Source organism: Dyadobacter tibetensis Y620-1 (assembly GCF_000566685.1).
GTDB classification, from domain to species: Bacteria; Bacteroidota; Bacteroidia; order Cytophagales; family Spirosomataceae; genus Dyadobacter; species Dyadobacter tibetensis.
Window position 1 is genome coordinate 36,352 of sequence record NZ_AZQN01000011.1, and the last position, 26,781, is coordinate 63,132.

Genomic DNA, 26,781 nt, shown 5'->3' on the forward strand with positions numbered 1-26,781 from the left:
ATCGTCAACATATCAGTAACGAGAACCATGAAATTTAGGACTTATATTACCGCAGTACTTTTCAGCATTGCTCTCTTTACCCAAGCCCTTGGGCAGGTAACAGAGTCGCCCCGAGTAGAGGAGCGCTCGGTGCAGGATGTGAGTATAAAAAAAGTAGAGCTCACGGATCAATACACCATTATTTATCTTCAATACATTGACCGCCAGAGAGAGGCTCCCGGGCTCCCGTTTCCGGGCATGAAGAGCCAAGGAGCGTCTATCTGGCTCGATCCGGAAACTCGACTCTACAAGCCCGGAGAAATAAATACAAAATTCAAGCTCATCAAGGCCGAAAATATACCCACCAAATCGGATCGCATGCCAGTAAAAGGTGGGCAGGTCGTAGATTTTGTGGCCTATTTTGAGAGGCTTACTCCTGGAATAGAGGTATTTGACTTCTATGAAGGGCGGGCTACCAATCCTGGGGAGCGCACCTGGAATTTTTATGGGGTACATATTAAAAACCCCAAAAACAGGATTTCGGAGAAGCCCGCCAAGCTTCCTGAAAAACCCAAGCCTGTAACACCAGAAAAGGCCGAGCCATTAGAAAAACCCAGGGAGCCTGAGCTGATAGAGAATCCCGAAGAATTAGATGAAAAAAGGATGCTGTCGGAGCCAAGTTTTGGGCAACTGCAAGGGACCGTGTATGATGCCGTCACCAATGAGCCCTTGACAGCTTCGATTCAATATGTTGAAAACGGAGATTCCCTGACTATCTACTCCAGTTCCGGCTCCTTCAGGGTTGGGGTGGATCTTTCTAAAACCTATTCATTTCAGGTAGCTGCAAAGGGATACTTTGGCGAATCACTAGAGCTTAATCCTAAAGACTCATCGGGTCATCAGCTTTTCAATAAGAATATTTACCTACGCCCCATACAGGTTGGGGCTTCCATGGCGATGGGTAATATTTATTTTGAGACGGGAAAGTACGGCTTATTACCTGAATCTTTTCCGGAATTGCAACGACTGCTCAACTTGATGAAGGACAATCCTGGGCTAGGGATTCGGATAGAGGGGCATACAGATAATGTAGGGGACTTTGATAAAAATCTGGAGCTTTCGAAGCAACGTGCGGAAGCGGTAAAGGGCTATCTGGTTTCCAAGGGCGTGAAGCCTGAGCGCATAGAAGCGAGGGGTTACGGATCCACCCGACCCATTGCCAAAGATCAGTCCGAGGCCGAGCGTAGTCGTAACAGAAGGGTCGAAGTGGTAATAACTCAAGAATAATTGCTTAGTTTTGTCGGCTTGTTAGGGTATTTTTCTGCGAAATACAGAACCTAAATTAGGTTTACTTCGCTCTTTAAAGCCCTATCCCTCAGTTTTTTTTGATAAGTATTTGACAAATCCAAATACTTTTCTACCTTTGCAAGCCCAAATTCGGAGTAAAGTAGATTTTATAGCGCAATAAATTGATATACAGATGAAACGTACATTTCAACCTTCAAATCGCAAGAGGAGAAATAAGCACGGTTTCCGTGAAAGAATGTCTACCCCTAATGGGGTAAAGGTAATTACCAGCCGTCGCAAGAAAGGACGTTGGAAACTATCGGTATCGGACGAGAAGCGTCATAAGCAATAGGATTGTTGAATGGTTGGAGATCGGTTGAAAGCTCGTCTTTCAGAGTCAGACCTATTTGTAATTTAATAAGCCTGACCAAATCATTTACAACTTGAAGCAAACTTTCAGCAAAAATGAACGTTTATGTAGCCCCAAATTAATTGGCAGGCTATTTCAAAGGGGTAGTTCGGAAGTGCACACGTTCTACCTCTTTCCTTTTAGGGTATTGTATATTTACGATCCTCAACAAGCGTCACAGCCCACACAGGTGCTATTCTCGGTCTCTAAGAGACAATTCAAAAAAGCTGTTGACCGCAATCTCATACGCCGCCGTTGTCGCGAAGCGTATCGACTTCACAAAGCATTATTGTATACTGATCCTGATCTGGGTCGCCCCTCATATGTTGCTTTTTTGTATCTTGCGAAAGATATAAGCACATTTAGCGTTATAGATACGTCCATGCAGAAATTGCTGGTGCGGCTAAGGCCTAACACCAATGGGCGCCCATAACGCTTCATTTTTTCCTCTATTTCCATGAGAAAATACCTTCGTACCACCCTGTTGGCATTGCCTGTCGTAGCGGGCCTGGCCCTGGTGTCGTTCCGCCAGGATGACCGACTGTTCGAGATAGCCAAAAATCTGGACATCTACGCTACCCTATTTAAAGAGCTAAATTCTTACTACGTAGACGATATTAATCCAAATACCCTGATCAAGTCCAGCATAGACAATATGCTGAAAACCTTAGATCCATACACGGTATACTATGCTGAGGACGATATAGAAGACTATATGACCATGACCACTGGGAAGTATAATGGCATAGGCGCTATGGTGAGTGCAGCCGAAGGGAAGCATATGGTCATGATGGTCTATGAAGGTACTCCAGCTCAGAAGGCGGGTTTGCAATTAGGAGATGAGATTATTAAAATTAATGATGTAGACATTGCCAACCGGGAAGATATTGATACGGGTAAATTGCTTCGAGGGCAGACCCAAACTGCTGTTAAGCTGACAATAAAGCGATTTGGTAAGCCCTCTCCTATTGAGGTTTCCTTAAACCGTGATGTGGTAAAGGTCACCAATGTTCCATATTATGGTATGGTGGGAGAAGGAGTGGGTTATATTGACCTTAAGGACTTTACCGCCACTGCATCTCGTGAAGTACGAAATGCCTTTCAGGAATTGAAAGGTCAGGGAATGAAATCTTTGGTACTCGATTTGCGGGATAATCCAGGTGGACTATTGAATATGGCCATTGAGATTTCCAATATTTTCGTTGCCAAAGGAGAAGAAATAGTCTCTACAAAGGGAAAAGTAAATGAGTGGAATAAGACCTATACGGCTTATAACCCCGCCTTGGATACCGAAATTCCTCTGGTTGTTCTAACTAATAATAGAAGCGCTTCTGCCGCCGAAATTGTGGCTGGTGTTATGCAGGATTATGATCGGGGGGTATTGATTGGGCAACGTACTTATGGAAAGGGCCTGGTGCAAACCACCAGGGATCTTTCTTATAATACCAAAATGAAGATTACTACGGCCAAGTATTACATTCCTAGCGGGCGCTGTATTCAGGCCATTGACTATAGCCATCGCAATGAGGACGGTAGTGTAGGAAAGATTGCCGATTCCTTGATGACCAGTTTCAAAACACGTAATGGACGGCTGGTATACGATGGGGGTGGTATCCTCCCAGACATACTTACCGAAAGGGAGACCTATTCACCATTGGCTATTGCCCTAGGGCGTAACAGGCTCTTCTTCGATTATGCGGTTCAATATCATGCCAAACATGCTACCATACTCCCGGCAGCCAAGTTTCATCTGAGCGATGCTGAATATGACGCATTTGTAAAATGGTTGTCCGATAAAGATTATGACTATACGACTCAGGTAGAGCGTGATATGGCCGATTTGGAAGCTTCCGCAAAAAAGGAGAAGTCCTATGAAAGCATTCAAGGTCAGTTGACAGCGCTTCGGTCCAAGTTGACACATAATAAAGATAACGACCTGCAGCTGTTTAAAAGCGAGATAAAAAACATCTTAGAGGAAGAGATTATCAAGCATTATTATCTGGAAAAGGGCATGCGGGAGGCCTCCTTCGAAGAAGATCAGGAGGTGAAACAGGCCATTGCGCTGCTTCAGTCACCTGAGCGCTATCAAGGAATTCTTAAAACAAAAAAATAAATTTTTTTACCCATCCTTTCGGGGCTGGGTAAAGCGTTTTGACATGCTCATTCTTAGTATAGATAGTTCGACCAGAGGCTGTTCGGTAGCCCTTTACGAGCAGGATACCCTACTGGCCTCTAGTGAGGTATATTCCGACCGGTCCGCATCGGCCATGCTGACCGTTTGCATCGAAAATGTAGTGAAGATGGCTGGGCATACCCTGGCTGACCTAGATGCAGTAGCAGTAGCGAAGGGGCCTGGGTCCTATACGGGACTTCGCGTGGCTGTTTCAACGGCTAAGGGCCTGTGTTTTGCATTGGACAAACCCCTAATAGCGATCAATACCCTTCAGGCTATGGCCGTGCAACTAACTGGTATTTTTTCTGAGGATATCTTGCTCTGCCCTATGATTGATGCCCGGCGTATGGAGGTCTACTCAGCGATATATAACATCCATGGAATCGAGTTGATGCCTACCCAAGCCCTCATTCTGGATGAAAATTCCTTTATGGAATATTTATCCGCTCATAAATTAGTATTTTTCGGAGATGGCTCTGATAAATGTAAGCGTTTATTAGGATCACACCCTGGCGCCATCTTTATTACTGAGGATATACGTCCTTCGGCGCGTAGTGTTGGTAAGCTGGCGGTAGCGGCTTATAATGCCGCTCGGTTCGAAGATTTAGCGAGCTTTGAACCCTACTATCTAAAAGATTTTATGTCGCCTAAGCCAAAGAAATCTCCCTTAATACCTTAATTCTAAATCATATTCCAAACATTTTTACCTGCTTTCTTGTTAGCAGGTTAGCCCCCTGCTGCCAAAGAGTTAGAATGCCCTAGGGGGTAATAATTGCTTTGATTCTTAAAAAAGAGATGACTGAAAAAATGGAAAATGATATAATTGTCAACCGGGTAGCGGGATCAGGCTTGGTTTCGCTGGATCTGGAAGAGTATTATCACCCAGGCGAAAGAGTAGTTTATGATATTAAGGATAATCTTTTTCAGGGACTCCTACTTCGTGAAAAGGACTTCAGGGAGTTTTTGAAAACACATGACTGGTCGGTTTACACCGGAAAAAACGTGGTAGTGGTATGCTCAGAAGATGCGATTGTGCCTACCTGGGCCTATATGCTGCTTGCTGCCAAGCTAGAGCCTTATGCGAATGTAATAGCCTTCGGTTCTGAACAAGCCTTAGAGGAAAGGTTATTCGATATTGCCCTGAGAGCCATAGACATGGAAGAGTATCGCGATAAAAAGGTGGTGGTAAAAGGATGCAGCAAGCGTGCGGTACCCACATGGGCGTACATGCAGCTAACCCAGTTGCTAAAACCTGTAGCTCAAAGCATCATGTTCGGTGAGCCTTGCAGCACTGTCCCGGTGTACAAACGGCCTCGTGGTTAGTAATAAGCTAGTTACCTGATCGTTTTCAAAAGTTTAAAACTCATACGGTGGTAGGGTGTTGTTCCATACTGCAGAATAGCCTCTCTGTGATAAACTGTGGGATAACCCACGTTTTGCTCCCAGCCATATGCGGGATGCAAAACGGACAATTGTTCCATCAGATCGTCTCTAAAATTTTTGGCTAAAATGGAAGCGGCTGCAATAGATAAAAACTTGCTATCTCCTTTGATAATGCAGGTATGGGGGATCATCGGGTAGTTTACAAACCGATTACCATCGACGAGCAGGTGTTCTGGAGTTATGGAAAGTGCATCAACGGCTTTGTGCATCGCTAGGAAACTGGCCTTCAGAATGTTGATTTTATCTATCTCGTGATTGTCTACCTCTGCGATTGCCCATGCTAGGGCCTCTTTTTTGATTTCGAGATCGAGGATAATGCGTTTTGCCTTACTCAACTGTTTGCTATCGGTCAGATAGGGGTGGAAGTAGTCTGAAGGGAGAATGACTGCAGCGGCGACTACCGGGCCTGCCAAGCAGCCTCGGCCAACTTCGTCCAGGCCCGCTTCAATACAATCGGCTGTGTAATAGGGTTTTAGCATTAATCTTCAAGGATATTGGCCATAAAGGTACATTTAGTACCAAAGGCGATAAGCAAAAAGGTGATGGCCCAGTATAAATAGATTCTGTAAAAATCTTTTATATCCCTGGAGACCACGTCTTTAGATTTAATTTTCTCAAGTTGGTCTATCTGCTCAAAAACAGATGCGAGTGCATTATTATCGGTGGCTCTAAAAAATTTTCCGTCGCCTATGTCTGCTATTTTTTGAAGCTCACTCTCATCAACCGAAGCCTGAGCCGACTTGATGCTGTTGGTATCTGAAGAGCTTCTTTTTTTGGGTAGACCCACGGAGATGGTATAAACTCTGATACTATAGGCTTCAGCCAACTGGGCCGCCGTAGTAGGCCCTAAGCTGCCAGAGGTGTTGTCTCCATCGCTGATCAAAATGGCCACCTTACTTTCTCCTTTTGTATCTCGCATTCGATTTACGGCCACAGCAAGCGCACTGCCAATGGCCGTTCCAGGAATAGGAATCATGTTGGGGTGAATCTCATCTAAGAAGCCATTGAGTAAATCATAGTCTGTGGTCAAAGGGCAAAGGGATACCGCCTCTCCGGCAAAAATTACCAGCCCTATGCGATCCTGAAGCCTTCCTTTTATGAAATTGCTGGCGATGGCTTTTGCCGATGCCAGTCGGTTAGGGCTAAGATCCCGCTCCATCATGGAGTCAGAAATATCCATGAGTAGCATGATGTCAATTCCCTCCGAAAAACGGTCGGTGCGCTCAGAAATTACCTGTGGTCTGGCAAGTGCAATAAGGATCATTGCGATACCTAATCCAGCCGTAAGGGGCTGTAGGTAGCGCAGAAAAACGAGCCATTCCATAGGGCCCGAGCCTACCTGGTGCGTCATGACCAGCTTCTGCTTGCGCTTGCGGTGTAAGGCATTGCGAAGCCAGAAAAATAAAGGGATGACAGGAATGGCAAAAAGGAAATAAGGATATACCCAAGAGTAGTTACGAATTACGTCGTAGCTGAACCATTCTATCGAAAACCAGTTTTCCATACCTATTTTAAGCAGTTTGTCGATCCAAAATCTGTTTCCTCTTGTTTTTATAAATCTTAGTACCTCCGTCCTTGAGGACTTCCAGAAACACATTCATTTTACTGGACTTTACCTGTCCGTAAATGATGCCGTCCAGGTTTTTTAGTGCCTCTGCTAACTTTGCATCGGGCATGTTATCGATAATTTCACGGGTAGTGTAAGTGGCAAATGGTTTGTTCTCCAGCCTCTCCAGATAGTTTTTCCAGATAATTATTGCCTTTTCTGCGTCTTTGGTATTTTCCTTTTCCCGAGTGCTTCGGAGCATCCGGTTGAAGGCACGCAGGTATTCCAAATGCCTGCGCTGAAGTTTAAGTAATTGCCATTGTTTGTAGATATCTCGACCGAATACCCAATATATGGCCGTGCTAAGGCCTATAACCAAGGCAAGGACTCCTAAAAAAATAGAGACATTGAACTGGTCTTCTAGCGGTACGAGAATGGCTGCTGGTTCAATTGTCTTTTGATTTTTAAGAATCTGCCGCGCCTGCTGGGTGAGAAAGAGCGTGTCTGTTTGGCTAAATACTTGGGTGCAGTCCCGACTATGGAAATGATAAATAGGTAGTCGAAGGCTCTGCACCGGAAGCACCTCATAGCTTACCAGTTGATAGATAGCACTGTCCAGCGTAACATTCCCTTCTGTTCGGGAGAAAAAAGTTTGCTTTTCAAGTAATTCGAAAGGGGAGAAATCAAAAGTAGAATCCGGGAAAAATATTTCTTCTGATGGGTTGTGTTGGTAGCTGAGTGAAAAGTATACTGGTTTGCCTACGTCGAAACTGTCGGACAAAAATCGCCCTACTGGTGGGGTTTTAGCAGTCTGAGCACAGGCTGTCCCTCCCTCCCCAAGCCAGGAAAATATCAGCAGCAGAGTGGTAGCCAGAAAACTGAGCTTTAAAAGTCTCGTGAATCGGATAAAAACAGGATTAATAATCGAATATAAGTTAATTGATTGCTTCACAAAATTACGTATTACTTCCCGAACTTCGGCTGAAGCGTCGCACCTTAAACATATGAATGAGGGCCGGAACATAATCTTCCTGGCAATTGATGGAGATATAGTCTGCCCGATTCTGTCGGCAAAGGCGCTCTAGTTCGCTGCTTCTCGTTTCGAAGCGTTTAATGCGTTCCTCTCGATATTGCCTGGAAGAGGTGTTAACCCAAATTGTCTGGTCGGTCTCAGCATCGTAGAGTGGGATGATGCCTAAATTGGGCAGTTGTATTTCCCGCTGATCGTATAGATGGATAACGATCAGATCGTGTTTACGAGCCAGAGCCTTAAGGTTATGGTAGTAGTTTTGATCTATAAAATCGGAAATGAGAAAGACCAGGCTACGTCGTTTTAGCACATTAAGAGCGATAAAAATGGCTTCACTGATATTGGTTTGCACGGATAGCGGAGCAATCTTATAGATCTCCGATAAGACTCTATAGCCATTTTTCATACCTGAGGTGGGGCGTATATAACGCTCATTACGATCCGAAAAGCAGAGCAAGCCCACCCGGGTAGCCTCCTGAATGGCTGAAAGAGTGAGCACGCCGCAGATTTCTTTGGCAATATCCAGCTTATGCCTTCCCCCTTCCCCAATCTTTTGTGAGGCGCTCACATCGAGCATGAAAAATGCGGTCTGCTCCTTATCTTCTTTGAAAATCTTTATAAAAGTCCCATGTCCTTTGGCAGAAGTATTCCAGTCGATGGCACGCACATCATCGCCGTACTGATAAAGGCGTAAATCGTCAAATTCCAAGCCAGAGCCCTTAAAAACGGAATGGAAATTTCCATGACGTTCGGAGGTGACAGCCTTCCTCATGCGAATTTCGAACTTACGCAGTTTTCCTAAAAATTGTTCAAACATAGGATTTGAGAAAAAATCACCAACTTTGTGGCAAATTGGACAAAAACAAAGATAACGATTTTGAGAGTTTTGCGCCTTACTCATAGTAATTTTACCCTTTTGCTTGTTCTGATGATGGCATTGGTCTTGTGTATGGGAGGCTGTATCCGGGAAGATAAGGTACCGGAGGGGACCATCGCTCAGGAAAAAATGGCCAGTATCCTGACCGATATACATATTGCCGAAGCTCGGGTATCCAAATTGCAACTCAATTCAGTAGATTCGTCAATTCTTGTCTTTGACAGGCTCAAAGCTGATATTTGGAAAAAACACCAGGTAGACACCCTTCAATACAAAACTAGCTATGAGTTTTATGTGACGCATCCTGGGCTGATGAAAGAAATATACGACCAGGTGAATAAATTGCTTGAAAAACGAGAGAAAGAAAAAAATATTAAGATATAGGGTTTCAACCCGTTTATAAACCAATGACCGAAAAAGCCGTGAACCAAAGTATTGTAATAATACCTACCTATAACGAAATAGAAAACATAGAGGCTATCATTCGTAAGGTCTTTAGTCTGGCACATCCTTTTCATTTGTTAATTATTGACGATGGGTCTCCCGATGGCACTGCGTTGGTGGTGAAAAAACTGATGGCGGAGTTTCCAGGGCGGCTTAATATGGAAGAGCGGAAAGGCAAGCTGGGCTTGGGTACGGCCTATATTCATGGTTTTAAATGGGCTCTGGCCAGAGGCTACGAATACATATTCGAAATGGATGCAGACTTTTCGCATCCTCCCGAAGACCTTATCCGCCTCTATAAGGCCTGTGCAGAAGAGGGGAATGATATTGCCATTGGCTCGCGGTATATCAAGGGAGTAAACGTAGTGAACTGGCCTATTAATCGGGTTTTGATGTCTTATTTTGCTGGGTACTATGTTCGCACCGTAACCGGTATGAAAATAATGGATCCCACTGCCGGATTCATCTGCTATACGAGCAAGGTATTAAAGACCATCGATCTTGACAAAATCCGTTTTATCGGCTATGCTTTCCAGATCGAAATGAAGTTTAATTCCTGGAAGTATGGTTTCAAAATCGTAGAAGTACCCATTATTTTCACCGACCGTACATTAGGGGCGTCCAAAATGTCTGCTGGAATTTTCAAGGAAGCCATTTTAGGTGTAATCGCTCTGAAAATCAGCAGTTATTTTAAGCGTTATATTCCCGGTCAGAAAGCTCTGCAATAGCCAGCCAACTCATAAGTCCGGTAGAAATTTGCAAGGCCGATTCGTCGATGTCGAAGGTAGGGGTATGCACCCCCGAAACGATGCCACGGGCCTCATTGCGTGTGCCAAGGCGGTAGAAACAAGAGTCTACTACCTGAGAGTAGAAGGCGAAATCTTCCCCGGCCATCCATAAATCCAGATTCACGATATTTTCTTCGCCCATGTATTCTCCTGCAGCTGCCCTAACACGTCGGGTGAGCTCAGGATGGTTCTTTAGGAAAGGGTAACCTTTTACTATCTGGAAGTCGCAGCTCCCCCCCATGGATTCGGCTATTAATTCTGCCATTTTTTTCATTTTCCTTAAACCATCTTCCCGCCATTCTTCGTCCATGCAGCGCCAGGTTCCCTGAATAGTTACTTCGTTGGGTATCACATTCGTTACTCCATCGGCAATAAATCTTCCAAATGAAAGTACAGATGGGTTTGCGGGGTTACGGTTGCGGCTAATGATCTGCTGCAAGGCCACGATTATATGAGAAGCCATCAGCACCGGGTCGACCAATTGGTGGGGAGCCGCTCCATGTCCCCCTTTTCCCTTGACAGTCAGATAAAGTTCGTCCGTACTGGCCATATACATGCCTTCCCGGAAGCCGATCATGCCTACGGGTACATTAGGAGCTACATGTTGCCCGATCATGCTGGCAGGTCGGGGGTTTTCTAAAACCCCTTCTTTGATCATGATAGAAGCACCACCAGGGGCCTTTTCTTCCGCCGGTTGAAATATTAATTTAAGAGTACCTTCGAACTCTTCGGTGAGCTGTCGCAGGATATTGGCCGTTCCCAATAAAGAAGACGTATGCACGTCATGGCCACAAGCATGCATTACACCCGGATTTTTCGATTTATAGGGGACTTCATTGGCCTCGTGTATGGGAAGAGCGTCCATATCCGCCCTCAGGCCAACCACTTTGCTGCTAGGATTTTTTCCCTCTATGAGCACCACCAAGCCCGTTCCGGCGACTCCTTCCTGGGGCTGTAATCCCATACCCTTGAGCTCGGTAGCAACAAATTCGGCGGTTTTAAATTCCTCGAAAGATAGCTCGGGATTCTGGTGTAAATGATGACGGTTGGCGATGACCTGGTCCACCTGAGCCTTGGCCATTTCTTTTATCTTTTCTTGCAGATCAAGCATACTTTTTCCTGTTATATTGGGTTGCTAAAAAATCATTCGGAGACGTAAAGGTACGAAGTTAATACAGTTAGGTGCTACCCCTGTTTTTCTATATGGAGGAGTAATTTTTAGATACATTCCCTAATTAGCCGCTTGGGCAGTAAAGGACTTTAAGAAAAAAAGGTAATTTTGGCACCAAATTATAAACCAAAATAAGCGCAATGACACACCAGGATTTTCTTCAATCGTTAGTATGCCCCACTACGGGTGGCCCCCTTAAGATATCAGAAGATGGTAAAACCCTCACGAGTGAAGACGGAACTACCTATGAAGTAGGCGATTCGGGAATTGTCAATATGCTATATCCCAAAGAGTTACTTCCAGGAGATGCTCATGAGCAATTCCTATATGACCAAGCATTCTTACGGTACGACCGAGGTGTTTCCTGGGTGTTTGAGACGCTGAACCATTCGGATGAAGCGGCTACCCGTCAATTCTTTATAAACCTTATGGAGCTCAAGCCAGGTATGAAAGCTCTGGAAGTGGGAGCAGGAACTGGAAAGGATTCGGCTCTTATTTTAGATAAAATCAGACCTGGAGGAACGGCCGTCCTCTCCGACTTGTCTCCTAATATGCTGAAACTGGCACAGGAGAAGTTGAGTACCGACGATTTGAATGTACATTATTTCCTCGGGAATGGTTCTTACCTGCCTTTTGAGGATAATACCTTCGATGCCGTCTTCCATTTTGGTGGTATTAATACATTTTCAGAAAGAAAACGGGCCTTCGACGAGCTGACCCGGGTTGTGCGCCCAGGTGGTAAAGTGGTTGTTGGGGACGAAAGTGTGGCTCCATGGCTGCGATCGCAACCTACCTATGCCACCCTGCTTAAGGCCAATCCCCTCTTCCGCGCTGAGGTGCCCTTGGAGGACGTCCCAGCCAATATTGAAGACTTTAAGCTTCATTATATTTTTGGAAATGCTTTTTATGTAATGGAATATAGGGTAACGGAAAAGGCTCCTGAAATCGATATTGACCTTCCTATACCTGGAAAGGATTTCGTTGACAACTGGCGGTTAAGGGCCGAAAAAGCGGTTGACTAGGGGCCTGTGCCAAAATTATTTTAAGGCAAACAGCTTTCCACTGGAAGGCTGTTTTATATCGAAATATACCTATGTGGATTAAAAAAGGAGTAATTTATAAACCCGACGGCAGTTTGCCGCATAGCAGAACCCATGCCCAGGTACCATTCGCCTACAAGCATGAGGATTTTTTGCGTATCTATTTCTCATCCCGTGACGATCAGGGGCAGTCTAAACCTACCTTTATTGACGTTGACTATGAGGATCCTTCTAAAATACTGTATATCCATGATAAACCCGTGCTGGAATTGGGCGGTCCGGGAGAATATGACGAGACCGGGGCCATGCCCTCTTGGTTCGTGAATATGCCCAATGGAGATATATGGCTCTATTACACGGGTTGGAATCGGACCTGGAACTCCTATCGCCTTTCGATGGGCCTGTCGGTGAGCCATGATGGAGGGCTGACCTTTAAGAAAATGTTTAGGGGCCCTATTATGGATCGAAGCATTCAGAATCCCCTTTGGGCTGCACAGCCCTCAGTGATGCGCGAGGAAGATGGAACCTGGAGAATGTGGTATATTTCAGGTCACAAATGTGAAATGATTCATGACTACCCCGAACCCTACTACAGAGCTCAGTCGGCCACCTCAAAGGACGGAATCCATTGGGATATCAGCGATGTACCTACCTTGGATTTCGACGATTTCCTGCATGCCGTGGGTCGTCCCAGTGTCTTTAAGGAGGACGGTATCTACAAGATGTTTTATTCCTATCGTCACTCCCGCGATTATCGGACAGACCGTAACCAAAGCTACAGACTTGGTTATGCAGAGTCGTTGGATGGTGTGAACTGGGAACGAAAAGATGATCAGGTAGGAATATCCAAATCGGAAAACCCCGAGGATTTCGATTATCAAATGATCGATTATGCCTATTGCTATACTCATAACGACAAGCGCTATCTGCTATACAACGGAAATGGGTTTGGAGCGGCAGGCTTTGGCTATGCCGTTTGGGAAGATTAAGGAGCCAGGGGATATCAGATTATTGCCTATTTCCTAATCCTTGTCATAATTTTGACGCTTACCCTATGATATCTTTGTGTTCAATGATCACAGAAGGATCATCAGGATCAAATCTATAACGAAGCACTATGAATTCTATAAGAAAGCAGTTCAACGAAGAGGGTTATGTGCTCCTTCGCCAGTTCCTTGACAAAAGCCTAGTTGCGGAAATTTATACCGACGCACGTAAAATATTTGCCCAGCAGATTAAGCGCGTTACAGGCCGTAGTGTCGACATCGATGACCGAGACCTATTCGAAGCAGCCATGTTCGAATTTTTCGAAAAGGACTTCAATGCCTTTGTCAATACGGGCAAAACGGTTCAGCATACTTTTTCCTTACACCGCCTTGGTGTAGATCCGCAGATTGGAGAGTTGCTTAAGGAGGCAGGGCTCAGCAGCCCTATTATAGGAGCACGCCCTGCCATGCAGTTTAATAGTCGATTTTTATCTAAAGATGGTAGTAAGCATTGGAAACTAGATGCTCATCAGGACTGGCGTACAGGCCAGGGCTCGCTGGATAGCGCGGTGATCTGGTTTCCGATGGTGGATGCAGGGGCCGACTTAGGCGCACTTCAGGTGATCCCTGGGAGCCATAAGTGGGGACTTAAAGAGTCCAGTACCTCTGGCTACCAAGGAGGGATTACGTCCGATTTGGGAGAGGATGCTTTCGTGCAAACAACTTTCGAAACAGGCGACCTTTTGTTGTTTTCTGCATTTTTAATTCACCAATCAGGAAATAATATTACCAACAACATCCGCTGGTCGGTACAGTTGCGGTATAATAATCTCGACGAGCCTACATTTATAGAACGAGGCTACCCCATGGCTTATATTTATAAGCCGGAAACGGACCTGGTGACACCAGACTTCCCTACCCTGTCGCAGCTCGAAACAGTTTTTCAATAGTATAATTCGCCACGGTATCTACCCGATATCGTGGCGAATTGCTTATATATCTTGAATCGGTACTGTCCGGAAACCACTCCCATACATTTATGAAGGTATCTATCTGCGTACCGACCTACAACCATGAGCAATATATAGGTCAAATGCTGGAAGGAGCATTGATGCAACAGACCAGTTTTGATTTCGAAATTGTTATTGGTGACGACGCTTCAACGGACCATACGGCCGACATCATCAGAGCTTACCGGGAGCGTAATCCTGGTAAACTCCGCGCTTTTCTGCATACTCAAAATCAAGGCCCCAGTGAACCCCGGGAATTCGCAGGACGTAATAATGTATTGCAGCTACTGAAGGCCTGCCAAGGAGATTATGTGGCCATGTGTGAAGGGGACGACTACTGGACCGACCCTCTCAAATTACAAAAGCAAGTGGATTTCATGGATGCCAATCCTGATTTCTCCATTTGTCACCATAATATGCTGGTGACCTATGAAGACGGCAGTCCCTCCCATCATTTTAATAAACCCGATCAGCCTGCTATTTCTACCATTGCCGATTTGCTGGATGATCGCTGGTTTATGGCCACTGCCAGCTGGTTATATCGCAATTATTTCCGCAATCATGAATTCGCCGAGTGGCATGGCAGGGCGGCTGCCGGCGATTGGGCGGTTATGATTCAGCTGGCAGCCCAGGGAAAAATCGGCTATCTACCCGAGGTAATGGGGGTGTATCGCAAGCATAGTGCAGGCTTGAGCAATGTACATGCCGTTACCAATAAAAAATTTTTAGAAAATAGAAGAAAAATGTTTGAAGATGTGAATGCCTGGCTTGAATATCGTTACGAGGAGATTGTCGCTAAAACGCTGCAACGATACGACGAGTTGCTTTCAGTGCATGAATAGTTGGTGGTTTTAATTAATAGCCTTTAATTTGTGCTGTTTTAAAAAATAAAGGATGAAGCTAAGCGTCGTATTACCCGCATATAATGAGGAAGAATCCATTTCTCACACACTTTTATCACTTCACGGCACCTTAAATAAATACAATATCCCTCATGAAATTGTGGTCACCAACGACAACTCTAAAGATGGGACTTTGAAGGTGCTGGAAGAATTATCCAAGCAGATCCCGACTCTGGTTTATTATACTAATCCGGGACCAAATGGGTTTGGCTATGCCGTACGCTATGGGCTAGAGCGTTTTACCGGCGATTGTGTCGCCGTTTTTATGGCCGATATGTCCGATGATCCTGAAGACCTTGTTAAGTTTTATAATAAAATGCTAGAGGGTGATTACGATTGTGTTTTTGGCTCGCGTTGGGAAAAGGGAGGCAAGGTAATAGACTATCCTACCGTCAAAAAGGTGATTAACCGGGTGGCCAATTTCATCGTCAGTGTGCTGATGGGAATACGTTATAATGATACTACAAATGCATTTAAACTCTACAAAAGAGAGACGATGGAAGGGATTAAGCCCTTCCTGTCGCCACATTTTAATCTTACCGTAGAGCTACCCTTAAAGGCCATCGTACGGGGGTATAATTATGCCGTAGTTCCCAATAGCTGGACCAATCGAAAGTATGGGGAGTCTAAGTTGAAGATCAAAGAAATGGGCAGCCGGTACTTTTTTATATTGATGTACTGCCTGATTGAAAAATTCTTTTCGCAGGGTGATTTCAAAAAGAAAACCGATGCTCCTAAGAAGGAGGTAAGCAGATAATTTCAATATCCTTAAATCATTAAAAAAGGGGGCCTAGCCCCCTTTTTTAATGACAGATCATACTTAATTAATAGCCGCTTCCACCTTAGGGTTTTTAACCGATTGAATATAACTGGCTATATCCGCTTCTAGATCCGTGGCTTCGGCCAGGACTCTGATAAAGGCACTTCCAATAATGGCTCCAGCACTATACTGAGAGGCCTTGCTATAGGTAGCATGGTCCTTAATACCAAAGCCTATCAGGCGAGGGTTCTTTAAGTTCATGGACTGAAGGCGTTCAAAATAAGCCTCCATATTCTCACTTACTCCACTCTGAGAACCAGTTACACTTGCTGAAGATACGGTATAAATAAAACCTTCGCTCACTGCGTCAATTTGGCGGATTCTTTGTTCCGAGGTTTGAGGAGTGACAAGGAAAATATTCAAGACTCCATATCGATCAAAAATAGGTTTATACTCTTCTTCATAGACATCCATGGGCATATCGGGCAAGATGAGCCCATCTATACCGATTTCGGCACATTTTTGGCAAAATGCTTCCACTCCATATTGCAGGACCGGATTGATATAGCCCATCAATAATACGGGAACAGTAATGCCTTTACGCATGTCCTGCAATTGATCGAAGAGAAGTTTGATGGTCATCCCATTGCTCAGAGCACGGTCGTTGCTCATCTGTATGGTTTCGCCATCGGCCACAGGGTCCGAGTAGGGCATTCCAATTTCCACGAGGTCAGCCCCACTGTTTTGCAGGGCGGTAAGCACGCGCAAAGTATCATTCTTATCGGGAAATCCTGCTGTAAAGTAGACATTCAGCAAGCCGGGGCCATTTTCTATGGCATTTTGTTGAAATAAGGTCGTTATTCTGTTCATTCTTTTGTCCAGTAATCTAAAACCATCACCTTGTCCAGATGCGGACCTAGTACTTTTCCAAAGGCCTTATGATCGGGATGGGGTAGGTATTCGTCCCGTCCTGCTTCACTATCGAATGTCAAAAAGAAGCAATGGGTAAAACCCTGAGCTAGTCCTTCGGGGCTGTTATTGGTCCCCCACTCGAAGGCCTTAATGGTCTTGATCTGAGAAGGCAGCTTGCGAAAGGCATCTTCCACTTCCTTGATTTGCTCAGGCGTCGAGGTATCTTTGAATTTAAGCATTACCACATGTCGTAACATCTTTTTGGGTGCGGGGTTATGAGGTGAAACAAAGGCCATCGATCCGAAAATGAGGAGTCCTGCGAGAAACATTAAGCGTAATTTCATAACATCAAATTGGTATGGTTTTGTTATTTAAATAGTTATGCGGAACAGTTGAGACATTCGCCTTCATCGCTGAACTTTAAGCGGTCGAACTCGCCCAGCTTTTCTTTCATGTCGAGAATTTCGTCTTCTAGGTCGCATCTTTCAAAAAGAGATAAATCTCCGGAATTTACTTTTGCTTCCAGTTCCTGTATTTTCAGGCGCAGGTCAAAAACCTCCGGTAATGATAGATTGGCCATGGTTGAGGTATTGGTTATAATCGTGTTTAAGTTCGGGAAATCCGATCAGTCTAAATATTTCATATAGGTCGACAAGTCTTTATCGCCTCGGCCCGACAGATTGAGTACTACCGTTTCTGAGCTACCGGCTCCCAGGCGGCCTAATACGGCCAGGGCATGTGCCGACTCCAGAGCGGGAATGATGCCCTCGAGTTTGGTGAGTTCAAATGCTGCCTCCACGGCTTCCTGGTCAGTTGCTGACATAAAGATTCCTCGTCCGGAGTCGAAAAGATAGGCGTGTTGTGGGCCAATGCCGGGATAGTCCAAGCCAGCCGAAATAGAAAAAGGTTCAACGACCTGGCCGTCTTCTGTTTGCATCAGAATGGTGCGGCTACCATGCAGTACGCCTGGCTTACCCAGGGCCGTAGTAGCAGCTGAATGGCCCGAAGAAATACCTTGACCTGCGGCTTCTATCGCCACTAATTTTACGGATTCCTGATCCAGATAATGATAAAATGCACCAGCCGCATTGCTGCCTCCTCCCACACAGGCAAGGACGTAATCAGGGTTTTCACTGCCTGTTTTCTCCTTTAGCTGCCACTTTATCTCCTCTGAAATAATAGACTGGAAGCGGGCCACCATATCCGGATATGGGTGAGGCCCCACCACGGAGCCAATAATATAATGGGTGTCGGTCGGATTGTTAATCCAGTGGCGCATCGCCTCATTGGTGGCGTCCTTAAGTGTTTTCGATCCAGATGTAGCGGGTCTCACTTCGGCCCCTAACATGCGCATACGGGCTACATTAGGCGCCTGACGCTCTATGTCCAATGATCCCATGTAAACGATACACTCCAGGTTCATTAATGCACAAACAGTGGCTGTGGCAACGCCATGTTGGCCAGCACCTGTTTCAGCTACAATCCGTTTTTTGCCTAATCGCTGAGCAAGCAATATTTGTCCAATGGTGTTATTTACCTTATGGGCTCCTGTATGGCAGAGGTCTTCTCGTTTAAGGAAGATATTGGTCTGGTACTTTTCCGATAACCGGTTGGCTCGATATAGGGGTGTAGGCCGTCCTACATAATCTCGTAAAAGATGCTCGAATTCTTGCTGGAACGATGGCTCCTGAATGATTTTGAGGTAATTGTCCCGAAGCTCCTCTACATTCGGATAGAGCATTTCCGGAATAAAAGCGCCCCCAAAATTTCCATAATAGCCCCTATCGCTTACGTGATACGACTTATTTTCAATTGAAGTTTCCATACTGTTGATTAGGCTTCTGCCTCTTGCTTTTGTTTGATTCGTACGATATCAAAAAGTTGTTCCAACTTCTTCAGATCCTTAGTACCCGGTTCTATCTCGAACTTACTGTTGACATCAATGCCGTAAATGGGCATGGAAACGGATAAGCTTAATATTTCCTGGATGTTTTCCAAGCTGATACCTCCACCCAGAAGGAAGGGTTTTTCGTGATCGTATTTTTTTAACAAACTCCAGTCAAACGCTATACCATTACCTCCTGGCTGATCTCCCTTGGTATCGAACAGGAACATGTCGCAATGAGGAGCATAATTATTGAGCATGGCAAAGTTGAAACTATTGTCAATAGAAAATGCCTTAATTACATTAATGCCCTTTTGTCGCAGGATACGACACATATCAGGCATCTCCTGTCCATGCAGCTGGGCGTATTGGAGGTCGTATTTTTTTACTGTATCCATAATATAGCCCGGACTCGCATTGACAAATACCCCAATTTTTTGAATATCATGTGGGATTCCCTTAATAAACTCAGGATCCAGTCTATCTCCCACAAAACGTGCTGATTTATCGTAGAAAATAAAACCAATATAATTCGGCATCAATTTGATTAGCTCTGCTATGTTTTCCTCGACACGCATGCCGCAAACTTTGATTTTCATAGGTAGTTCGAATTGGGTTTAAACGTTTAGTTTATGTTGAAGGGCTCTAAAGGCTTCTCTCGGATCCTCGGACTTCATAAATGTTTCTCCAATCAGAAATCCTTTGTATCCGTTATCATATAAACCAAGAATCGTATGAGGGTGTTCCAAACCACTTTCTGATATCTTAACAAATGATTCTGGTATATATGTACTTAGTAAGACGGAGATTTCTGTGGAAGTATCAAATGTTTTCAAATTTCTATTATTTACTCCTACAATATCTATCTGATCACATAGTGATTCTTGAAGTTCTTCGAGGTTATGAACCTCTAGAAGTACTTCCATGCCAAGTTCTTTTGCTCTACTGGCCATAGTTTGCACTTCTTTGGGCGTCAGGCATGCTGCAATCAGTAGGACCAGGTCGGCGCCGATAGCTTTCGCTTCGAAGAGCTGGTACTCATCTATCATAAAGTCCTTTCGCAGCATGGGGATGCCTGGGTTGGCCTGGCGAGCCTCTTTGAAATCCTGAAAAGATCCTCCAAAAAAGTCTGTATCGGTCAGTACTGATAAGGCAGCTGCTCCCCCTTCCGTATAGGCCTGGGTGACATTGCCTGGGGTTGCATTAGGGTTTATAATCCCTTTGGAAGGGGATTTTCTCTTGAATTCCGCGATGATCTGAGGGCTGTTCGCTGCCCTTAATTTCTCAGCCAATGAAAGGTGTTCTCTGCTGAAAAGAGCCTCCTTTTCCAGGTCCGCTATGGTTTTGATCTTTTTGGCAGCCTGAACTTCTTCTCGTTTTCTGGCTACTATTTTATCTAGAATATTCATAATCAGTAAAAGCTATCGGGCAAAGTATAGGAGTGTTACAGGGTTACGAGTTTTTCAAAGCATTTCAAAGCCCTTTGGCTCTCTAACGACTCCCGTGCCTTGGCGGTGGCCTCTTCGAAAGACATTGTAGTGTTGGCACAGTATAGAGCCATCGCCGCATTGGCGATAACAGCCTGTTTCTGTGCCGAAGTACCCTGATTTTGGAGTACATTCATGAATATGCTCGCCGAATCTTCTACGGATACCCCACCGCTGAGTTGGACTGCCTGCAAGGTTTCCAGGCCTAAATCGCCGGGCATTAATACCTGCTCCGAATTCGGACCAATTGCCTTGAAAGCCCCGGTAAGTGATACTTCGTCGTAACCATCCAGTGAATGGATAACCAAGAAGGATTTGTCGGTTTGCTGGTAAAGATAAGCAAAAAGACGTGCTAACTCAAGGCTGAAAACGCCTACCAGCTGCTTTTGGGGAGACGCTGGGTTGACCATAGGCCCCAACATATTAAAAAAGGTTTTGACCCCTAACTCTTTCCGTACTGGACCAACATTTTTCATGGCGGGATGGAATAACGGGGCATGAAGAAAACATACCCCGGCCTGGGCAATTTGCCGTTCGAGACGGTCGGGATCGTTTGTGAATTTCACTCCCAGGTACTCCAGCACGGTAGAGGATCCACAGTGAGAGGAGACTCCATGATTACCATGCTTGGCTACATTCTGCCCGGCTCCGGCCACAACGAAACAAGAAAGCGTGGATATATTAAATGTGTCCTTTCCGTCTCCTCCCGTTCCACAGACATCTATAGGGTCGTAGGCCGAAAGGTCTATACGCTGGCATAGGTCGAGTAGGCCGTCACGGAAGCCTTCCAGTTCCTGAACGGTGATGCTGCGCATGGCATAAATGGTTAGAAATGAGGCTATTTCCGAGGTGCTGTACTGGCCTGTGCCAATGCCGATAAGGACTTCCTTCGCTTGCATTTTGGTAAGTACCTTGTATTCAAACAGATCGTTAAGAATGCGTTTCATAAAATTGGATATACAATATGGAGTCTTATTGAAAGATTAGGTTAAGAAATATTAATCCTCTAACCAATTCTGGAGCATTAACTTTCCATTTTCAGTAAGTACTGATTCTGGATGAAACTGAACTCCCCGAACGTCGTAACGGCTGTGAGCTAAAGCCATTACCCGTCCCTGCTCGTCGGTAGCCGTGATCTTAAGCTCCGGGGTAAAGGATTCCGGAATGACGGTCCAGGAATGATATCGTCCTACCCGAACTGGTGAAGAAATGTTGCGGAAGATTCGCTCCTGGGGGTCGGTTATGATGGCCAGGTCGCTGATACCATGCAATACCTCACTCATATTTTCCAGTTGAGCACCATATACCTCCCCAATGCCCTGATGGCCCAGACATACCCCCAGTATACTCTTTGTGGGGCCATAGGTACGGATAACCTCCTGCATGATCCCTGCTTCGGATGGGATTCCGGGACCCGGAGACAACAAAATTTTATCATAACTGTTAACCTCCTCCAGGGAGATTTTATCGTTTCGAAAGATGTCCACCTGGTCATGTAACTCACGCAGGATATAGACCAGATTGTATGTGAAGGAATCGTAATTGTCGAGAACTAATATTTTCATCTGAAATGAATATAGAGATAATGGATGAATGCTTTATTATATTTCGTTGGCAAACTCAATGGCTTTACGAAGTGCAGCCAGTTTGCTGTTAATTTCCTGAAGTTCGCTCTCTACAACCGACTTGGCCACCACGCCCATTCCGGCTCGGTAAAACAGGGTATTGTCCTTACTCAGGAAGGTGCGGATGGCGATGGCATGGTTGAAGTCCCCATTGAAATCCATGAATCCGATGGCGCCCCCATAAATGCTGCGATTGCTGGTTTCCATCTGGTCGATCAGCTTCATGGCGTTATGCTTGGGAGCCCCCGATAGAGTTCCTGCTGGAAAGGTGTCGGCCACTAGCTGAAGTGGATTGACATGGGCCGTCATCTTACCTACCACCTTCGACACCAGGTGGATGACATGGGAATAATACTGTACCTCCTTATAATTGGTTACCTCTACGGCTTCGCAGCTACGACTAAGGTCATTACGTGCCAAGTCCACGAGCATGACATGCTCGGCGGTCTCCTTGGGGTCATTCAGCAATTCTTTAGCCGCAATCGCATCGGCTTGGTCATCTCCTGTCCTTTTAAAAGTGCCTGCGATAGGGTGTATTTCTGCTTGTCCATCCTTTATAAAAATCTGCTTCTCAGGGGAAGACCCGAAAATCTTATAATTGCCATAGTCGAAATAAAATAAGTAAGGAGAGGGATTAATGGATCGGAGTGCCCTGTAAACATTGAAGTCGTCGCCCTGAAAACTGCGGCTAAAGCGTCGGGAAGGCACGATTTGGAAAACATCGCCCCGAAGGCAGTGGTCGATTCCCTGTTGGATTACCGTTCGCATTTCATCGTCAGTAACATTGGAGGTCTCCTCCGACGTTATTTTAAAGCCATATTGCGGATAGTTTCGATTTTTGATCAGGGTTTCAATTTGCTGAAGCCCACTGCCTGCTGCCTGGTTACCATAGGTATGCTCGAAAATATAGAGTTCGTTTTTGAAATGGTTGATGGCAATGACATATCGAAATACCTGATAGAAAATTTGGTCGATAGCGGTCTCTTTACTGGGGCCCTGCACGTCGATGTCCTCAAAATACTGAACGGCATCGTAGGTCATATGTCCGAACAGGCCATTGGTGATGAAAGGGAAGTTATGCTTTTCGGACTGGAAGCCTTGGGCAAAGCCATAAAGAGCCTGAACGGCATCCTTTTTATTTTCCAGTTGGTAGGACACTTTTTCTCCATTGGGATAGAGTGACGAAACCTCGCTATCATTGAGTTTAAAAGAAGCTACAGGGTCGCAGCAGATATAGGAAAACGAGTTGTCGTTGCCATGATAGTCCGAACTTTCCAGTAAGATGGTGTTTACAAACCGATCTCTAAGCTTTAGATAAATCGATACGGGTGTAAGGGTGTCTGCGAGTAGTTTTTTATACTCCGACTTAATGGGGAAGGTTTTTGATTCGATTTGCATGTTTAGAAAAAAAAGTTGGAAACAAAAAAAACGGCTCGCTGTTGAATGAACAGCGAGCCGTGATACGAGTATTTTTTCAATTGTATACCATACAGTAGCCTACGCGTCCAATCCATTTAGACGAGCTTGCCACCACCATACGATATTCAATGTAGTATTCATGAGTCGATATTATTAATCGATCCTCCTCAGGGAGAGTACGATGCTGCAAATATATAAAAAGACCATGGAGATATTCAAGCTTCCATGGTCTTTTTATTTTTTGGTACTTATTTTCAATCGATTATTTTATTCCACCGGGCCCTGGAGATTTTTTTCCTCCCGAAGCCTCTCTTTTTCCACTCTTCCCGATACCAGTATACTGATTTCGAAGAGAAGGAATAAGGGGATAGCGACCAGAATCTGGCTATAAATATCCGGTGACGGGGTAATAATAGCGGCTACAATTAAGATCACAATGATAGAATGCTTGCGGTACTCGCGCATAAATGCAGGAGTAAGTATACCTACTTTCGAAAGCACAAATACTACGACCGGCAACTGGAAGGCTATTCCACAAGCTAGGGTGAGGGTGGCAACTAAGGATATATAGGAGCCTATACTGAATTCATTGATAATGGCAGGATCTAAGGTGAAGTTGGCCAGGAAATTGATAGCCAAGGGGGTCACGATATAATAGCCAAATAGTACTCCTGAAAAGAATAGGAAAGTAACATAAAAAACGGCACCCCGGGCCGACCTCCTCTCGGAGGGCTTAAGGCCAGGCTTGATAAAACGCCATATTTCCCAGAAAGCATAAGGGAAAGCAAAAACTAAACCGGCAATTACCGATGAGGTCATACTCATCGTGAACTGGTCGCCCACTCCTATCGCCTGGAGCTCAAAGTTGAGTGCCTTAATACAAAGTTCGTCATATTTCACCTTGTCAGCCAGCAGGCAGAGCATGCGATAAGTCCAAAACTCAGGCCGTGATGGGGCAATAATGACATAGTGATACAATTCTTCTATATAAGCGAAAGCGATGATAGCAAACACGAGAATGGAGCCTGCAGCTCTGATAACGTGCCATCTCAATTCTTCCAGATGACTCAGAAAGGACATTTCTTCTCCTGAATCGTCTTCGGTATTGTCTAAATCCTGATCTAAAGGCATACGGTTATAATAGTACTAAAAAATGAACCTCTCTGAGGGGCAGCCCGAAACTGGCCTCTGGGTGTTTACCTTGAGGGTTAATAAGAAATCTATCTACGAATAAATTATTGAAAAAGATGGATAGGTCTTTCACTTATCGTATTTACTTAAAAAACCCGCCGCTTAAGTGCGGCGGGTTATCTTGATCAAGTGAAAGATTTAGTCCATTACAAATGGATAGTCGTCTTCCACATATACATCTGTATAGGCTTCCGAGGCATCGGGAAATTCCGACTCTTCTGCAAATTGTACCGAATCGGCAACAATTCCTTTTATCTTCTTGTCAATTGCATCAAGCTCTTCGGCTGTAGCAATCTTGTTTTCTAAAATAACGGCACGAATCTGCTCTATCGGATCGCGGTGTTTGTATTCCTCGACTTCTTCTTTGGACCGGTATTTCTGAGGGTCCGACATCGAATGCCCCCTGTAGCGATAGGTTCTGAATTCAAGGAATGTAGGTCCATCTCCCTTGCGTGCGCGCTCTGCTGCACGGGAAACCGCTTCGTGGATGGCCTCAACGCTCATTCCATCAACCGGTTCAGAGGGGATATCATAGCCTTCCCCAAGCGTATAAAGCTCGGTAACGTTGGAAGAACGCGCTACGGAAGTACCCATGGCATATCCATTATTCTCCACTACGAAAATCACAGGAAGTTTCCAGGTCATGGCCATATTCAGGGCCTCATGAAATGCCCCCTGACGAATGGCACCATCACCGAAGTAACAAATACAAACCTTACCGGTTTTCTTGTACTTCTCTGCAAAGGCGATTCCAGCTCCTAGGGGGATCTGAGCACCTACAATTCCATGACCACCTACGAAGCCCACTTCCTTGTCGAAAATGTGCATGGAGCCACCTTTTCCTTTGGTTGTACCCGTTTTCTTGCCAAAAAGCTCCGCCATAATGGCGTTGGGGCTCGTGCCTAAGGCCAAAGGAATACCGTGGTCGCGGTAGGCAGTGATGTACTTATCTCCCTTGGTCAGGGCGGTTACCGCACCAGAGGAACAGGCTTCCTGACCGATATACAAATGACAAAACCCGCGAATCTTTTGCTGGCCATAAAGTTGTCCAGACTTTTCTTCGAAGCGTCTTTGTAGGAGCATATTCTCAAACCAGAACATATAACGCTCGGCCGAATGCTGTAATTTTTTGGGTGCTGCTGCTTTCTTTTTTTCAGTAACGGTAGCCATCTATTTGGTTCTCGTTTATAAAGACAGAACTTTGTCTTTAAGTTAATGGTTGAACAGAGTCTGTTTGTTGCGGTACTCACGCAATTGATTTGCGAAAATAAGCATAAACTAAATAACAATGAAGCTCATGTGGCTAGAAAAACTCCATCTTACTTACTTTAAGAGTTATGAAGAGCGTGTTTTTACCTTCGGACCACAGGTAAATTGCATCATTGGAGAGAATGGGAGCGGTAAAACGAACTTACTCGATGCAATATATTTTCTTAGTCTTACCAAAAGCGCCTTCCAGAGCCAAGACGCCCTGTCTGTCCAACATCAGGCCGATTTTTTCCTAATCGATGGGGTGTTTCAGGCCCAGGAAAGGGCCACTCAGATTACCTGTAGCTACCAAAAGGGGCAACGGAAGCTTTTTATGGCCGACAAAAAAAACTATGACAGGCTTAGCGACCATATCGGTGCATTTCCCTTGGTATTAATTGCGCCCAACGACACCGACCTGATCCGCGATGGTAGCGAGGAACGAAGACGCTTCTTCGATGGGGTGCTGTCTCAGGCAGCCGGCGATTATTTGCAGGATTTTTTGCAGTACAATAAAATTCTTCAGCAAAGAAATGCCTTGTTAAAGCTTTTTGGAGAGAGAAATTACCTAGATCAGGATTTATTAGAAACTTATAACGAGCCTATGGTCCTATATGCTCAGCGGATTTTTCAACATAGGAAACACTTTATGGATCGTTTTCTTCCCTTGTTTCGCAAATATTATAAGTACCTCAGTAGCGGTAAAGAATTGGTGGATATTACCTACGAAAGCGAAGTCGCCAGCGCAGATTTTCCTACCGAATTTCGGAAAAATGCCTCTCGGGATCTCCATGCACATCGAACACTTAAAGGGGTTCATAAAGACGAATATGTCTTCGAAATAGATCGAGTGAGCCTGAAGAAATTTGGATCACAAGGTCAGCAAAAATCTTATCTGATCGCATTAAAGCTGGCACAATTTGAGCTTTTAAAGCAGGAAAAAGGCCTAACCCCCATCCTGCTGCTGGACGATATATTCGACAAACTCGATGATCGGCGAATTCAACAGCTTATAGAGCTCATCGATGATGGCTTTCTAGGCCAGGTGTTTATTACTGATGCTCGACCGGAGCGATCCCAGAAAATTCTTGATAAAGTAAAAGCAGAAGTTCGGTTTTATGAAATCGTAGGGACGGATCTACAGGCCAATAGCCTTTAAGACTATGGCC

Annotated in this window: 30 protein-coding genes; 14 read left to right on the forward strand and 16 right to left on the reverse strand. The window is 45.0% G+C overall.

The annotated features are described in order from the left end of the window. Window positions 1–27 precede the first annotated feature (27 nt). The 6 genes from X939_RS0120665 to X939_RS0120680 all read left to right on the forward strand — a co-directional run bounded on the left by X939_RS0120665 (window position 28) and on the right by X939_RS0120680 (window position 5,171). Window positions 28–1,266, forward strand: a complete 1,239-nt coding sequence (locus tag X939_RS0120665; RefSeq protein ID WP_025765180.1) for an OmpA family protein — start codon at window positions 28–30, stop codon at window positions 1,264–1,266. Window positions 1,267–1,459: 193 nt separating this feature from the next. Continuing rightward, the gene (gene rpmH, locus X939_RS23485) at window positions 1,460–1,618 is read left to right on the forward strand and encodes a 50S ribosomal protein L34 (protein ID WP_084299592.1); all 159 of its coding nucleotides are present in this window, start codon (window positions 1,460–1,462) and stop codon (window positions 1,616–1,618) included. Between the two features lie 91 nt (window positions 1,619–1,709). Continuing rightward, window positions 1,710–2,108 (forward strand): ribonuclease P protein component, encoded by a 399-nt coding sequence (gene rnpA, locus X939_RS23490; RefSeq protein WP_084299594.1) that lies wholly within the window; start codon window positions 1,710–1,712, stop codon window positions 2,106–2,108. A 24-nt stretch (window positions 2,109–2,132) separates the two neighbouring features. After that, a complete protein-coding gene (locus tag X939_RS0120670; RefSeq protein WP_025765181.1) occupies window positions 2,133–3,788 on the forward strand; it encodes a S41 family peptidase in 1,656 nt (551 codons plus the stop codon). 43 nt (window positions 3,789–3,831) lie between these two features. Further along, entirely contained in the window at window positions 3,832–4,527 is a 696-nt protein-coding gene (gene tsaB, locus X939_RS0120675) for a tRNA (adenosine(37)-N6)-threonylcarbamoyltransferase complex dimerization subunit type 1 TsaB (RefSeq protein ID WP_025765182.1), read from the forward strand. A gap of 128 nt (window positions 4,528–4,655) precedes the next feature. Further along, on the forward strand, window positions 4,656–5,171 hold the full coding sequence (locus X939_RS0120680; RefSeq protein ID WP_025765183.1) for a DUF2480 family protein: 516 nt from the start codon (window positions 4,656–4,658) through the stop codon (window positions 5,169–5,171). A gap of 11 nt (window positions 5,172–5,182) precedes the next feature. Here X939_RS0120680 and rnhB read toward each other — a convergent pair whose 3' ends face one another. From rnhB to X939_RS0120700, 4 genes are read right to left on the reverse strand one after another with little or no spacing between them, the layout of a single operon-like run. After that, a complete protein-coding gene (gene rnhB / locus X939_RS0120685) occupies window positions 5,183–5,770 on the reverse strand; it encodes a ribonuclease HII (RefSeq protein WP_025765184.1) in 588 nt (195 codons plus the stop codon). Continuing rightward, on the reverse strand, window positions 5,770–6,795 hold the full coding sequence (locus tag X939_RS0120690; protein ID WP_025765185.1) for a VWA domain-containing protein: 1,026 nt from the start codon (window positions 6,793–6,795) through the stop codon (window positions 5,770–5,772). Before X939_RS0120690 ends, rnhB begins: the two co-directional genes overlap by 1 nt. A gap of 7 nt (window positions 6,796–6,802) precedes the next feature. Beyond that, on the reverse strand, window positions 6,803–7,789 hold the full coding sequence (locus X939_RS0120695) for a hypothetical protein (RefSeq protein ID WP_025765186.1): 987 nt from the start codon (window positions 7,787–7,789) through the stop codon (window positions 6,803–6,805). A 4-nt stretch (window positions 7,790–7,793) separates the two neighbouring features. Continuing rightward, a complete protein-coding gene (locus tag X939_RS0120700) occupies window positions 7,794–8,684 on the reverse strand; it encodes a DUF58 domain-containing protein (protein WP_025765187.1) in 891 nt (296 codons plus the stop codon). Between the two features lie 27 nt (window positions 8,685–8,711). On the opposite strand from X939_RS0120700, the gene X939_RS0120705 reads away from it, so the two are divergent. Next, window positions 8,712–9,128 (forward strand): DUF4296 domain-containing protein, encoded by a 417-nt coding sequence (locus tag X939_RS0120705; RefSeq protein ID WP_131694830.1) that lies wholly within the window; start codon window positions 8,712–8,714, stop codon window positions 9,126–9,128. A 23-nt stretch (window positions 9,129–9,151) separates the two neighbouring features. Continuing rightward, complete coding sequence (locus tag X939_RS0120710; RefSeq protein ID WP_374754305.1) at window positions 9,152–9,916, forward strand: polyprenol monophosphomannose synthase; 765 nt, start codon at window positions 9,152–9,154, stop codon at window positions 9,914–9,916. Here the strand turns inward: X939_RS0120710 and X939_RS0120715 are convergent. After that, complete coding sequence (locus tag X939_RS0120715) at window positions 9,879–11,087, reverse strand: M20 metallopeptidase family protein (RefSeq protein WP_044200240.1); 1,209 nt, start codon at window positions 11,085–11,087, stop codon at window positions 9,879–9,881. The two genes, X939_RS0120710 and X939_RS0120715, sit on opposite strands and share 38 nt — an antisense overlap. A 200-nt stretch (window positions 11,088–11,287) precedes the next feature. Here X939_RS0120715 and X939_RS0120720 point away from each other — a divergent pair, with 200 nt between their 5' ends. From X939_RS0120720 to X939_RS0120740, 5 genes are all read left to right on the forward strand, one after another. Then, complete coding sequence (locus X939_RS0120720) at window positions 11,288–12,169, forward strand: class I SAM-dependent methyltransferase (protein WP_025765191.1); 882 nt, start codon at window positions 11,288–11,290, stop codon at window positions 12,167–12,169. Window positions 12,170–12,240: 71 nt separating this feature from the next. Next, window positions 12,241–13,176 carry a glycoside hydrolase family protein gene (locus X939_RS0120725; protein WP_025765192.1) on the forward strand — a complete coding sequence of 312 codons (936 nt, stop codon included), beginning with the start codon at window positions 12,241–12,243 and terminating at the stop codon, window positions 13,174–13,176. 128 nt (window positions 13,177–13,304) lie between these two features. Then, window positions 13,305–14,123 carry a phytanoyl-CoA dioxygenase family protein gene (locus X939_RS0120730; protein WP_025765193.1) on the forward strand — a complete coding sequence of 273 codons (819 nt, stop codon included), beginning with the start codon at window positions 13,305–13,307 and terminating at the stop codon, window positions 14,121–14,123. An 89-nt stretch (window positions 14,124–14,212) separates the two neighbouring features. Next, window positions 14,213–15,025: a glycosyltransferase family 2 protein gene (locus X939_RS0120735; RefSeq protein WP_025765194.1), complete on the forward strand. Its 813-nt coding sequence runs from the start codon at window positions 14,213–14,215 to the stop codon at window positions 15,023–15,025. Window positions 15,026–15,077: 52 nt separating this feature from the next. Next, the gene (locus X939_RS0120740) at window positions 15,078–15,842 is read left to right on the forward strand and encodes a glycosyltransferase family 2 protein (protein ID WP_025765195.1); all 765 of its coding nucleotides are present in this window, start codon (window positions 15,078–15,080) and stop codon (window positions 15,840–15,842) included. A 63-nt stretch (window positions 15,843–15,905) separates the two neighbouring features. Here the strand turns inward: X939_RS0120740 and trpA are convergent, their stop codons facing one another. The 11 genes from trpA to pdhA all read right to left on the reverse strand — a co-directional run bounded on the left by trpA (window position 15,906) and on the right by pdhA (window position 25,534). Then, window positions 15,906–16,715, reverse strand: a complete 810-nt coding sequence (trpA, locus tag X939_RS0120745; RefSeq protein ID WP_025765196.1) for a tryptophan synthase subunit alpha — start codon at window positions 16,713–16,715, stop codon at window positions 15,906–15,908. After that, window positions 16,712–17,101 (reverse strand): Dabb family protein, encoded by a 390-nt coding sequence (locus tag X939_RS0120750; protein ID WP_025765197.1) that lies wholly within the window; start codon window positions 17,099–17,101, stop codon window positions 16,712–16,714. Before X939_RS0120750 ends, trpA begins: the two co-directional genes overlap by 4 nt. Window positions 17,102–17,136: 35 nt before the next feature. After that, a complete protein-coding gene (locus X939_RS0120755; protein WP_025765198.1) occupies window positions 17,137–17,337 on the reverse strand; it encodes a hypothetical protein in 201 nt (66 codons plus the stop codon). 45 nt (window positions 17,338–17,382) lie between these two features. Continuing rightward, window positions 17,383–18,582: a tryptophan synthase subunit beta gene (trpB, locus tag X939_RS0120760; protein WP_025765199.1), complete on the reverse strand. Its 1,200-nt coding sequence runs from the start codon at window positions 18,580–18,582 to the stop codon at window positions 17,383–17,385. Between the two features lie 8 nt (window positions 18,583–18,590). After that, window positions 18,591–19,241 (reverse strand): phosphoribosylanthranilate isomerase, encoded by a 651-nt coding sequence (locus X939_RS0120765; protein ID WP_025765200.1) that lies wholly within the window; start codon window positions 19,239–19,241, stop codon window positions 18,591–18,593. 18 nt (window positions 19,242–19,259) lie between these two features. Continuing rightward, on the reverse strand, window positions 19,260–20,051 hold the full coding sequence (gene trpC / locus X939_RS0120770; RefSeq protein WP_025765201.1) for an indole-3-glycerol phosphate synthase TrpC: 792 nt from the start codon (window positions 20,049–20,051) through the stop codon (window positions 19,260–19,262). A gap of 35 nt (window positions 20,052–20,086) precedes the next feature. After that, window positions 20,087–21,076 (reverse strand): anthranilate phosphoribosyltransferase, encoded by a 990-nt coding sequence (gene trpD / locus X939_RS0120775; protein ID WP_025765202.1) that lies wholly within the window; start codon window positions 21,074–21,076, stop codon window positions 20,087–20,089. A 51-nt stretch (window positions 21,077–21,127) separates the two neighbouring features. Next, a complete protein-coding gene (locus X939_RS0120780) occupies window positions 21,128–21,694 on the reverse strand; it encodes an anthranilate synthase component II (protein ID WP_025765203.1) in 567 nt (188 codons plus the stop codon). A gap of 36 nt (window positions 21,695–21,730) precedes the next feature. Continuing rightward, on the reverse strand, window positions 21,731–23,152 hold the full coding sequence (locus tag X939_RS0120785) for an anthranilate synthase component I family protein (protein ID WP_025765204.1): 1,422 nt from the start codon (window positions 23,150–23,152) through the stop codon (window positions 21,731–21,733). A 288-nt stretch (window positions 23,153–23,440) separates the two neighbouring features. Continuing rightward, window positions 23,441–24,304: a twin-arginine translocase subunit TatC gene (tatC, locus tag X939_RS0120790; protein WP_025765205.1), complete on the reverse strand. Its 864-nt coding sequence runs from the start codon at window positions 24,302–24,304 to the stop codon at window positions 23,441–23,443. 198 nt (window positions 24,305–24,502) lie between these two features. After that, window positions 24,503–25,534, reverse strand: a complete 1,032-nt coding sequence (pdhA, locus tag X939_RS0120795; RefSeq protein ID WP_025765206.1) for a pyruvate dehydrogenase (acetyl-transferring) E1 component subunit alpha — start codon at window positions 25,532–25,534, stop codon at window positions 24,503–24,505. A gap of 127 nt (window positions 25,535–25,661) precedes the next feature. Here pdhA and recF point away from each other — a divergent pair, with 127 nt between their 5' ends. After that, window positions 25,662–26,771 carry a DNA replication/repair protein RecF gene (gene recF / locus X939_RS0120800; protein ID WP_025765207.1) on the forward strand — a complete coding sequence of 370 codons (1,110 nt, stop codon included), beginning with the start codon at window positions 25,662–25,664 and terminating at the stop codon, window positions 26,769–26,771. The last annotated feature ends 10 nt before the right edge of the window (window positions 26,772–26,781 follow it).